This window comes from Porphyromonas levii (assembly GCF_018206105.1).
In the GTDB taxonomy this organism is placed as follows: domain Bacteria; phylum Bacteroidota; class Bacteroidia; order Bacteroidales; family Porphyromonadaceae; genus Porphyromonas_A; species Porphyromonas_A levii.
Genome location: NZ_JADRGN010000029.1, coordinates 1 through 12039 on the forward strand (window position 1 = coordinate 1; position 12039 = coordinate 12039).

A 12039-nucleotide genomic window follows, 5' to 3' on the forward strand; every position below is an offset into this window, starting at 1 on the left:
GTATTTCACCACCGTGCAACGTCTCAGCCGATTTGCTTGCAAATCGACGAGAATGGCACTTCGTACAACATTCTCTTATTAGGATTAAAGCTCTTTGGGATTCATGGTCGCTATCCTGATAAGTTCAATCACTTAGCGCACGTGTTTCCAAGGGAATAGGGGGAGTAGAGAACAATAGGCTAGGGGCAACACACGGACATAGGGTCAAGTCGTTAGTTGGTCTGCCATGATATAAGGTCAATTAAATCTAAAGAGCATGGGGTAAGGCTTGGCAGTGAGTCTTTGTAATAGATTCGATAAAACCCTTTTAGTAGAGCCACTTAGCTGATCTATGCTAATGCATGACCATTTAATATATACTAATCATCCAATTTAATATATACTAAATGGGTTAATTAATATATATTAAATGCACTAATTAGTATATATTAAATGGTCATGCGTGATAGGGAGGGCGATTGTGCGAGGTGCATTGCTGGTTTGTGTTAGAGGTATCATCGTGGTAGCGGGGTGGCGTTCTTAATTTTTTTATAGGTATAGTTACCTATAAATGGGTAGAAGAGGGGGAGGATATCGTAGTAACTTATGGTGGATATGGTAATTAAATACCTTTTTCTGCAATGTAGAGTTGGCATTTTCCGAAATTAAGTGTACCTTTGTGGCATCATTGATAGTTAGCCATTATGAGTAGCATTCTGAGAAGCGATATGTGCCTACCAGTAGGGGACAAGGAGCGTGCCGAAGAGAAGTTTTTCGGTCTCGCTTTGGACTCCACTCGCAGTATATTGTGCGCTGAGAAGAGTGGTAATGCTTCGCTTGTTTGTCTTAGAGGCACTCGTGGTATTGGTAAGACTTATCAGCTTGTGCAGTTGGGCAAGATTCTTAGTGAGCATGAGCCTAAGGCAGCTCTGTATGTCAATCTCAATCACTTTTATTTTTCCAATCACTCTATCTACCATTTCGCACAAGAGTATAGGGATAGCGGAGGTCGGGTATTGCTACTGGATCAAATTTTCAAGTATCCTGGTTGGGATATAGAGTTGGCAAAGTGTCATAGGGATTTCCCTGAGCTCCGAATCGTCTTCACGGCTTCTAGTATGATGACTTTGGAGGAGGATTATCCTGAACTTAAGGGAAAGGTGGTGGTGTGTGACTTGTATGGCTTTTCATTTAGGCAATACCTCAATTACCACCATAGCCTAGATTTCCCTGCGGTGACGATGGAGGAATTGGTGCATCACCATGAGCAGATTGCCCATGATATCTCCAAGGAGGTGATACCCATGGATGACTTTGCTCGCTATATGCGGAATGGCTATTATCCGCCCACGGGAGATTTGTCGCTTTTTGGCGAAGGATTGGTGCGTAATATGAATATGCTGCTGGAGGTAGACCTTGTGTACATCCGACAGATTGCACCTACTTATTTGCCTAAACTGAGGAAGCTACTCTACCTAATAGGGCAACAAAAGGATGGTATCACCAATGTTTCATCCCTCAGTAGCGAGATAGACACTAGCCGTGCTACGGTAATGAACTATCTGAAGTACCTATCGGACGCCCGTATGGTGCGCCTTATTTATAAGGATGGAGGGGAGTACCCACGCAAGCCTGATAGGGTGTATCTCAATGATACCAATATCCTCACGGTGATGAAAGAGGGAGATATGGACTTCGCCTTAAGGGCAAAGACTTTCTTTCTACAGAGTGTGCAGGATGCTGGTCTGCACGTAGAGCTATCGGAGGAGAATGGTGTAGACTTTTTGGTAGACGGGAAGTATCCTGTGCGGTGCTTCAACAAAGGAGATCGCCGCAGGAGCAGCCGTCCCGATGTTATCCATGCGCTCTGTGGAAAATATCTGGGAGAGGGGTTGGATATACCGATCTGGCTTTTCGGTTTTTTGTACTAAGACAATACACATATAATATATAATCATATTTTTGGTTTGTAATTAAAATGGCAAGAGAAAAGAAATTTGTTTCGTGTGATGGTAATCAGGCCGCTGCACATATCGCATATATGTTTAGCGAGGTGGCTTCGATCTATCCTATCACTCCATCAACCACCATGGCGGAGTATATCGACCAGTGGAGCGCTGAGGGTAGGCTCAATATCTTTGGCGAGACAGTGAAGGTGGAGGAGATGCAGAGCGAGGCTGGTGCTGCTGGTGCTGTGCATGGTGCACTACAGGCAGGTGCGCTGACTACTACGTTCACCGCATCACAGGGTCTGCTACTGATGCTACCTAATATGTACAAGATTGCTGGTGAGCTCCTCCCAGGAGTATTCCACGTGGCAGCACGTACTGTAGCTTCTCATGCGCTATCAATCCTCGGTGACCATCAGGATGTGATGAGTGCTCGTGGGCTTGGTTTCGCTCAGCTATCTACTGCTTCTGTACAGGAGGTGATGGATCTTGCTGCTGTAGCTCACCTTACAGCTCTCAAGACAAGGGTGCCATTTATTCACTTCTTCGACGGTTTCCGTACCTCTCACGAGATACAGAAGATTGAGGAGATGCAGATGGAAGACCTCCGTCCACTCGTAGATCAGGAGGCTCTATACGCATTCCGTAAGCGTGCACTCGCTCCAGATAGCCCTGCTACTAGGGGTACAGCACAGAACGATGATGTATTCTTCCAAGCTCGTGAGGCTAGCAATAGCTTCTATACCAGCGTGCCAGATGTAGTACAGCACTACATGGACGAGATTGCAAAGATTACTGGACGTCAGCACCACCTATTTGACTATTATGGTGCGGAGGATGCAGAGAATGTAATCATTGCTATGGGCTCTGTAACCAAGATGGGTAAGGACGTGGTAGACTATGTCAATGCTCAGGGTAAGAAGAAGGTTGGTATGATGACGGTTCACCTATTCCGTCCATTCTCTGTAAAGCACTTCCTAGGCGCACTTCCTAAGACCGTGAAGAGGATTGCAGTCCTCGATCGTACTAAGGAGCAGGGCGCAGTGGGCGAGCCTCTATATAATGATGTAAAGAGCGCGCTCTATGGCACTGAGAATGCACCAGTCGTAGTGGGTGGTCGTTACGGTCTATCTAGCAAGGATACTACTCCTGGTCAGATTGTCGCAGTATTCAACAACCTTGAGCTCCCAGAGCCAAAGAATAACTTCACCATTGGTATTGTAGATGATGTTACCTTCACTTCTCTTCCTGTAGTAGAGGATCCACAGATCGATAACGGTGCCTATGAGTGTATGTTCTATGGTCTAGGTAGCGATGGTACCGTAGGTGCTAATAAGAACTCTATCAAGATTATCGGTGAGAATACGGACAAGTGGGTACAGGCTTACTTCCAGTACGACTCTAAGAAGTCAGGTGGATTTACTTGTAGCCACCTTCGCTTCGGTGATAAGCGTATCCGTAGCACGCACTATGTAAACCAGCCACACTTCCTAGCTTGCCACGTACCTGCATATCTACGTATGTACGATCTTACTAAGGGGCTAAGAAAGGGCGGTACATTCTTGCTCAATAGTATCTGGGATATCGACGAGGTAGAGAAGCATCTGCCTAATAAGATGAAGAGATACTTCGCACAGAATGATATCAACTTCTACATGATTAACGCTACTAAAATAGCTCAGGAGATTGGTCTAGGTAACCGCACCAATACGATTCTCCAGTCTGCATTCTTCAAGATTACTGGCGTTATCCCTTACGAACTAGCTGTAGAGCAGATGAAGAAGTTCATCATGAAGAGCTACGGACATAAGGGCGATGCAGTAGTCAGCAAGAACAACCAAGCTGTAGATAAGGGTGGTGAATTGCTCGTAAAGGTTCCAGTAAAGGCTGAGTGGGCTAACCTCCCAGACGACGAGGTTGTGGAGCATCCAAATGATACGCCTTTTGTAAAGGATATTGTCCGTGTTATCAATGCTCGTGAGGGCTATGGGCTGCCAGTGTCTGCCTTCGTAGGTCGTGAAGATGGTACTTGGGAAAATGGTACCTCCAACTCTGAGAAGCGTGGTGTAGCCGCAATGGTTCCTGAGTGGAATATCGAGAACTGTATCCAGTGTAACCAGTGCGCATTTGTATGTCCTCACGCTACTATCCGTCCATTCCTACTCGATGAGGAGGAGGTTAAGAACGCACCAGAGGGCTATGATACACTCAAGCCAATCGGTAAGTCATTCGAGGGTCTGCAGTTCCGCATCCAGGTAGATGTGCTCGACTGTATGGGTTGTGGTAACTGTGCTGATGTCTGCCCAGGTAAGAAGGGTGAGAAGGCACTTACTATGAAGCCTATCTCAAGCCAGCTGCACCTACAGCCACTATGGGATTACTCTTATGAGAAGGTAACTAATAAAGCACATCTTGTTGATGTCGCTGCCAATGTAAAGAACTCTCAGTTCGCAAGACCTCTATTTGAGTTCAGCGGTTCTTGTGCTGGTTGTGGTGAGACTCCTTATGTTAAGCTCCTCACTCAGCTCTTCGGTAGCCGCCAGATGGTTGCTAATGCTACTGGTTGTTCTTCTATCTACTCAGCTTCATCACCAAGTACGCCATACACCACCAATGCTCTTGGTCAGGGTCCAGCTTGGGCTAACTCTCTATTCGAGGACAATGCCGAGTTCGGTCTTGGTATGCACCTTGCCGCAGGTAAGCTCCGCGAGCGTCTCGTGCGCATTGTAGGTGAGATGGTTGAGGGTAAGCAGGAGGCTCCTATCGATGTAGAGCTACTCCGCGAGTGGTATGACAACCATGAGGATAGCAATAAGAGCCGTGAGACAAGCGACAAGGTGCTTGCAGCACTTCGCACAAGTAGCCACAAGAATGTGCGTATTCTCGATGCTCTTTCTAACTACTTCGTAAAGCGCTCACAGTGGATACTCGGTGGTGACGGTTGGGCATACGATATCGGCTTCGGTGGTCTAGATCACGTGCTCGCTAGCGGTGAGAATATCAATATTTTGGTACTCGATACCGAGGTTTACTCAAATACCGGAGGTCAGAGCTCAAAGAGTACCCCAACTGGTGCTATTGCTAAGTTCGCAGCATCTGGTAAGCGTATCCGCAAGAAGGATCTTGGTATGATGATGACCACCTATGGTTATATCTATGTTGCTCAGGTAGCTATGGGATCTAACCAGGCTCAGACTCTCAAGGCCATCCGCGAGGCAGAGGCATTTGATGGACCATCAGTAGTCATTGCTTACGCTCCATGTATTGAGCACGGTCTCAAGGCTGGTATGGGTAAGAGCCAGAAGGAAGAGGAGCTAGCTGTAGAGTGCGGTTACTGGCACCTTTGGAGGTATAATCCTGAACTGATTGAGAAGGGCGAGAACCCATTCTCTCTCGATTCTAAGCAGCCAGACTGGAGTAAGTTCCATGACTTCCTAATGGGTGAGGTGCGTTACAACTCGCTTGCTAAGAAGTATCCACAGGAGGCAGAGGAGCTATTTGCCGTGGCTAAGGAAGATGCTCAGCGTAGGTACCACAAGTATAAGCTCCGTAGCGAGTTTAACTTAGATGCTCCATTTACAAAGGAGTAATCTTCGACTAAGGTAAAGATAATTGTATTGAGGGCTAGTGTGGAACTTCCATACTAGCCCTCGCTTTTTTGCCGAGAAGTTAGATAGATTTTGGTATCTTTGAAAGAAGTATAATTGTACACATAGATGAATAATATATGAGTGAGATAGCAAAGAAAACGGCAGAGCACCTGTTGAGGCTTGAGGCTGTGAAGTTAAGCCCTAAGGCTCCTTTTACTTGGGCTTCAGGGTGGAAGAGTCCAATATATTGTGACAATAGAGTAACCCTATCAGATGCAGAGGCACGTACCTATATCAAGGAGTCGCTCGCAGAGACGATAAAGGCTCACTTCCCAGGGGTAACAGCCATTAGTGGTGTGGCTACTGGAGCTATTGCCCAAGGGACTTTGGTGGCAGATCTTATGGGACTACCTTTTAGCTATATCCGCTCTAAAGCTAAGGATCATGGAATGGAGAACCTTATAGAAGGGCGTATCGGTCCCGCAGATAAGGTAGTCGTGGTAGAGGACTTGATTAGTACCGGAGGGAGTAGTCTGAAGGCTGTAGAGGCACTTCGTGCACACGGCTGTGAGGTGCTCGGTATGGTGGCTATCTATACCCATGGTATTGCAAAGTCCGAGGAGGTATTTGCCGAAGTTGGCGTGCAGCTCTACACCCTCAGCAACTATGATACTGTCGTGGAGCAGGCTATAGAGAGCGGTTATATCTCGGGTGACGACCTTGAGATGCTCCGCGAGTGGCGCAAAGACCCAGCTAACTGGGGGAAGTGATACAATGGCTATAGCCAATAAGTAATAATATAGAAGAAGTTATATGCAGACATATTCGAGTCGCCCTATAGAGCTTAAGAAAGATATAAATACGGTCTTTGGATTGGTGGAAAGCCCATCTCACCTAAAGCCTCTTCTGGAGAAGTATGGAGATAAACTAGGCAATGACGTAAAGGTGGAGTTAGTAGGCGAAGAGATTCATCTTACCCTCCCTATGGCGGGCAATGTGGTACTGAAGCGCAGTGAGGTAGTCGCCCCTAATAGGGTGAAGTATGAGACGGTGAAGTCTCCTGTGCCTGTTGCTCTTGTCTTTAGCCTTGCTAAGCACGAGGAAGTACATACCCTTGGTCAGATATCAGTAGAGGTAAGTATGCCTTCTTTCCTTTCTGGAATGGTGAAAGGTAAGGTAGAGCCAGCTCTAGATAAGGTGGCAAAGCTATTGGAGCAGATAGATTTCGATAGACTTGTCAAGGGCACATCTCTGGAGAAGTGAGAGGGCTATCGGCTTTCGTAGTACTCCTCCTACTCACCTCTTGTGCTAGAGAGGGGATAGAGATAGAGGGGCAACATCCTCTACCTCGTTTAGGAGTGCAATTGGAAGTGAGCTTGGATCACGAGGGGAGAGGGTTGCGGGAGCCGCTATCTTATATGCTATTTGAGCGTGCTACCCTAGAGGGTCAATATTTGGGGCATAGAGGCATTGTGGTAGCTCATGAAGCCGGAGGGAGGTATTGTGCTTTCGACCTAGCTTGTCCTCACTGTTGGCCTACAGTTATCGGCGTGGAGATGGTACAAGATGGTAGTCGGTTACTTGCAGCTGAGTGTCCTAGGTGCCATACGGTCTATGACCTCTCACTAGGTTTGGCTCATCCCGTATCTGGTGAAGGGCATTACCCCCTTCAGGACTATCGGGTTACACAAGTCGGAGAGCACCTTGTGGTAAGATAAAGGAGGTATACCGATGGTTTCTCTAATGAGAGAGCCATCGGTATGCCTCCTCTTCTATTACTCTATTTTGGGTATCTTTGCACCATAGGAAATTACATTAGGAAAGATAAATGAAGCATATTCGCAATTTCTGTATCATTGCACATATCGATCACGGCAAGAGTACGCTCGCAGACCGCTTGTTAGAGTATACCAAGACGGTAGCAGAGAAGGATGCCCAGGATCAGTTACTAGATAATATGGATCTAGAGCGAGAGCGTGGCATCACTATCAAGAGCCACGCTATCCAGATGGACTATACCTACAAAGGGGAAGCGTATACGCTCAACTTGATTGATACTCCTGGGCACGTAGACTTTTCGTATGAGGTATCACGCTCTATCGCAGCATGTGAGGGCGCGTTATTGATTGTAGATGCAGCGCAAGGCGTACAGGCACAGACCATTTCTAACCTTTACATGGCTCTGGAGCACGACCTTACTATCATCCCAATCCTGAATAAAGTAGACCTCCCTAGTGCGCTGCCCGATGAAGTAGGCGATGAGTTGGTGAAACTACTCGGGTGCAAAGAGGAGGAGCTTATCCGTGCTAGCGGAAAGACTGGCGAAGGTGTGGAGCAGATACTTGAGGCTATCATAGAGCGCATTGCTTCACCAGAGGGAGATCCAGAGGCGCCTTTACAGTGTCTTATCTTCGACTCCGTATTCAATCCTTTCCGTGGTATCATAGCCTATTACAAGGTTGTGAATGGTGTGCTCAAGAGTGGAGACCATGTGAAGTTTATCGCCACAGGCAAAGAGTACGATGCCGATGAGGTAGGTATTCTACGCCTAGATATGGAGCCACGTAAGGAAGTGCGTACTGGCGATGTAGGCTACATTATTTCAGGCATCAAGACCTCCCGTGAGGTGAAAGTGGGGGATACGATTACTCATGTGCAAGGTGGTGCGAAGGAGGGTATTGCTGGCTTTGAAGAGGTCAAGCCAATGGTATTCGCAGGTGTGTATCCTATCGAGACAGATGAATTTGAAAACCTCCGCACTTCCTTAGAGAAGCTACAGCTCAATGATGCCTCTCTTACCTTTACGCCTGAGAGCTCAGCGGCTCTTGGGTTTGGATTCCGTTGTGGCTTCCTTGGTCTTCTGCACATGGAGATTGTGCAGGAGCGACTAGAGCGGGAGTACAACATGAGCGTGATTACCACTGTGCCCAATGTTTCCTACATGGTATATGATAAAAAGGGCAATACGATAGAGGTACACAATCCTTCTGGTCTGCCCGACATAGCCAGTATTGATTATATCGAGGAGCCAATGATTCGGGCTTCGATTATTACCACCACCGATTATATAGGGCCTATCATGACCCTCTGCCTTGGCAAGAGAGGTACACTCGTAAAGCAAGATTACCTCTTTGGTAATCGTATCGAGCTTATTTACGATCTGCCCCTAGGGGAGATCGTGATTGACTTCTACGATAAGTTGAAAAGTGTATCTAGGGGTTATGCTTCCTTCGACTACCATGTGAGCAATTTCCAGCGCTCCAAACTAGTGAAGGTGGATATCCTCCTCAATGGAGAGTCGGTGGATGCCCTCTCTATCCTAACCCACATCGATAATGCTCAGTACATGGGTAGGCGCATGTGCGAGAAGCTAAAGGAGCTCATCCCAAGGCAGCAGTTCGATATCGCAGTCCAAGCGGCGATTGGTGCCAAGATTATTGCAAGAGAGACCATTAAGGCAGTCCGAAAGGATGTAACAGCGAAGTGCTACGGAGGTGATATCTCTCGTAAGCGTAAGCTATTGGAAAAGCAGAAGGAAGGAAAGAAGCGCATGAAGCAAGTGGGTAATGTAGAGGTGCCACAAAAGGCATTCCTTGCAGTGCTCAAGCTAGACTAAGGGGGATTATGAGTGTAGAGAAATTTACGACGGCATACGCTTATCCTGACGAGGTGGAGCGTGGTAGAATGCTAGAGTCTAGGACGGTAGCAAAAGAACTTGGTAAGGGCGTCCCACCTAATAATATAGAGGTGGAACAACTGGTGCTAGGCGCCTTGATTCTAGAGCGTGACGCCTTCCCTATAGTGGGAGAAATTCTTACGCCCGATTGTTTCTACGATACCAAGCATAGGTATATCTTCGAGGCAATCAGGCAGCTAGCACTAGAGGAGAAGCCAATCGATGCTCAGATGGTTATTGAGCAGCTGAGGCTTAATGACAAGCTCACAGCTACCAATGGGCTCGTCTATATTTCCCAGCTAAGTACCCTAGTCAATAGTACAGCGCACCTCGAGTACCATGCTCGCCTACTTTTCGATAAGAAATTGCAGCGCGACCTTATCTCTTTCGGTAATGAGGTCATCTCCAATTCGTTCGATCCTACTATTCTGGTGACAGATACGATGCAAGATGCCGAGCAAAGGCTCTTCGAGATTACCCAAGGTAGGGATGGCAACGAAGTACAAGCTGTGGGGGATCTTGTCCCTACGGCAGTGCAGAAGATGCAGGATATTGTCAATGGCGAGGTTACCAATCATGGCGTGCGCTCCGGATTCCCTGAGATAGATGAAATCACTTTCGGTTGGCACCCTACTGATCTTGTGATTATTGCTGCGCGTCCGGCTATGGGCAAGACCGCCTTTGTGCTCTCCATGGCTCGTAATATGGCAGTGGAGCATCAGGCTGCAGTAGCTATATTCAGTTTGGAGATGAGCAAAGAGCAGCTAATTAACCGTCTTATTGTGAACCACACTGAGATTCCCAATGATGACATCAAGCGAGGCTCGCTCTCTCCTCAGCAGCTACAGATACTTGATCAGCGTATCGGCACACTAGAGCAAGCGCCCCTTTTTATCGATGATACCGCAGGTCTATCGGTATTCGACCTCCGAAGTAAAGCTCGGCGACTCGTTCGCCAATACGATGTGAAGGTCATTATCATCGACTACTTGCAGCTGATGACAGCGAGTGGGCTCAAGAGTAATGCGAATCGTGAACAGGAGGTGAGTACCATTTCTCGCTCACTCAAACAACTGGCAAAGGAGCTTAACATTACCGTGATAGCACTCTCGCAGCTCAATCGTGGTGTAGAGAACCGTCCAAAGGAGGGGAAGCGCCCACAGCTCTCAGACCTTCGTGAGTCGGGAGCGATAGAGCAAGATGCCGACATGGTTTGCTTTATTCACCGTCCTGAGTACTATGGCATTCTAGAGGATGAGGATGGTAGGAGCATGAAGGATATGGGAGAATTTATCATAGCTAAGCATCGTAATGGACGTGTCGATACCGTCCTACTAAGGTTCCAAAGCAGCATCATCAAGTTCGCTAGCGCTCAGGGTTTGGCACAATCTAATAATACAGGCCGCTTTACAAGCAAGATGAACCAGGTGGGAACTTCTACACCTCAGGGAGCAGATCCTCTTATGGATAGTGCTCCCGATAGTGGCTTCAGCGTCTGACGAACGTTCGGATACCTCTAGGGTATAGAGGTAAGTATTTAATACATAGGTGGCTATACTATACTCTGTGTAGCCACCTATTTTACTTGTATAGTGGAGCTTATTAATAGCTAATTCCCACAAAGTCCCTCGCGGGAGAGAGACTTTCTTTGCTCAGTATATAATCCACCGCAAAGAGACAGAGACGGCAATTGCTTTACTATGAAGAATTATTAAGTTCTATACCGAGGTGCTGGTGGCGATGAACCTCTACACATCATATTCTTAAGCTACTCAATAGATGTCCACGCCTATTCTATTATTCTAGATCCTACAAGGAGTACTCTTTTGTAGGGATATTATTTCCATTTTATTCGCCCAATATCATTATTATTGGGTATTGCTTTTCTCCAAAAAGGTAACGACCTTTGCCTATGAAAAGGTAGAATATTCATTTATCCCATGCAGACAACAAAGGAATATAGACGTCATTTATTGATGAAAACAGCTCGAGAAGCCTTTCTTCGGAAAGGTTATAAAGCTGTATCGATGCGTGAGATATCCAAGCTCTCTGGTATTGGGCTGAGCAATATTTACAATTATTATCCCTGTAAGGATGATTTATTGGCAGTTGTATTGCAGCCACTCATAGATGAGATGAACGGAATGCTAGACAATCATAATCGTGACGAAAGTCTGTCCCTAGAAATCTTTACCTCCGAGGAATACCATCGTAATTCTATGCTGGAGGTAATGGGTATTATAATCCGTTATCGTAAAGAGTTGAAGTTGTTGTTTCTTGATACACAGGATTCTAGGTTCAAATATTTTTGGGAACAGTGGATTGAGAAAAGCACATCTATCGGAATGGAGTATTTGGAAAGGATGAAAGAGCTCTATCCGGGGTTACGTACGAATATCTCCCCTTTTTTTATGCATTTCACTTGCTCTTGGTGGATCAGCATGATGAGAGAAGTAGTGTTACATGAAGAACTCTCTCAGGAGGAGATAGAGTGTTTTATTAGTGAGTATATCCTCTTTAGCACAGGAGGATGGGAGAAACTCATGAATGTAGATCGAAAAGAGAGATAACTAAATCTTGATTCATTTGAAATATGGGTATAATAAACATTATTAACGACGAGTGTATGACTCTAGTGCAGGGGGTCGATGGGCTTTTCCTGTGTGAAGAGTCATGGGTTGCGCAAAGGAGGAGGAGCTATAGCTCTTGTAGCAAAGTGCTAGATAATGATGCTGCTAATGTACAGCACGAAAGTAATGATACGGAGTGTCTGCATAGTAAGAACTCATAGGAGGGATGATAGCATCTTTCTCTATGAGAACAGACTTTATAAGGCGAGCCGCCC

General features: G+C 46.5%; 9 protein-coding genes. All 9 read left to right on the top strand.

What is annotated here, in order from left to right:
• Positions 1–683: 683 nt before the first annotated feature.
• The 9 genes from IX315_RS06845 (at position 684) to IX315_RS06885 (ending at position 11985) form a co-directional block, all read left to right on the top strand.
• Complete coding sequence (locus IX315_RS06845; RefSeq protein WP_211639394.1) at positions 684–1910, top strand: AAA family ATPase; 1227 nt, start codon at positions 684–686, stop codon at positions 1908–1910.
• A 47-nt stretch (positions 1911–1957) separates the two neighbouring features.
• Entirely contained in the window at positions 1958–5518 is a 3561-nt protein-coding gene (nifJ, locus tag IX315_RS06850; RefSeq protein ID WP_211829688.1) for a pyruvate:ferredoxin (flavodoxin) oxidoreductase, read from the top strand.
• A 137-nt stretch (positions 5519–5655) separates the two neighbouring features.
• A complete protein-coding gene (gene pyrE, locus IX315_RS06855; RefSeq protein ID WP_244973115.1) occupies positions 5656–6288 on the top strand; it encodes an orotate phosphoribosyltransferase in 633 nt (210 codons plus the stop codon).
• A 43-nt stretch (positions 6289–6331) separates the two neighbouring features.
• Positions 6332–6781, top strand: coding sequence for a hypothetical protein (locus IX315_RS06860; protein WP_211639395.1), 450 nt, complete (start codon positions 6332–6334; stop codon positions 6779–6781).
• Positions 6778–7236, top strand: a complete 459-nt coding sequence (locus IX315_RS06865; RefSeq protein ID WP_018358197.1) for a Rieske (2Fe-2S) protein — start codon at positions 6778–6780, stop codon at positions 7234–7236. The genes IX315_RS06860 and IX315_RS06865 overlap by 4 nt, the downstream gene beginning before the upstream one ends.
• A 110-nt stretch (positions 7237–7346) precedes the next feature.
• Positions 7347–9134, top strand: coding sequence for a translation elongation factor 4 (gene lepA, locus IX315_RS06870; protein ID WP_018358196.1), 1788 nt, complete (start codon positions 7347–7349; stop codon positions 9132–9134).
• A gap of 8 nt (positions 9135–9142) precedes the next feature.
• The gene (gene dnaB, locus IX315_RS06875; RefSeq protein WP_211831905.1) at positions 9143–10693 is read left to right on the top strand and encodes a replicative DNA helicase; all 1551 of its coding nucleotides are present in this window, start codon (positions 9143–9145) and stop codon (positions 10691–10693) included.
• A gap of 441 nt (positions 10694–11134) precedes the next feature.
• A complete protein-coding gene (locus IX315_RS06880; RefSeq protein WP_026215631.1) occupies positions 11135–11764 on the top strand; it encodes a TetR/AcrR family transcriptional regulator in 630 nt (209 codons plus the stop codon).
• Positions 11765–11787: 23 nt separating this feature from the next.
• On the top strand, positions 11788–11985 hold the full coding sequence (locus tag IX315_RS06885; RefSeq protein WP_018358193.1) for a hypothetical protein: 198 nt from the start codon (positions 11788–11790) through the stop codon (positions 11983–11985).
• Positions 11986–12039 lie beyond the last annotated feature (54 nt).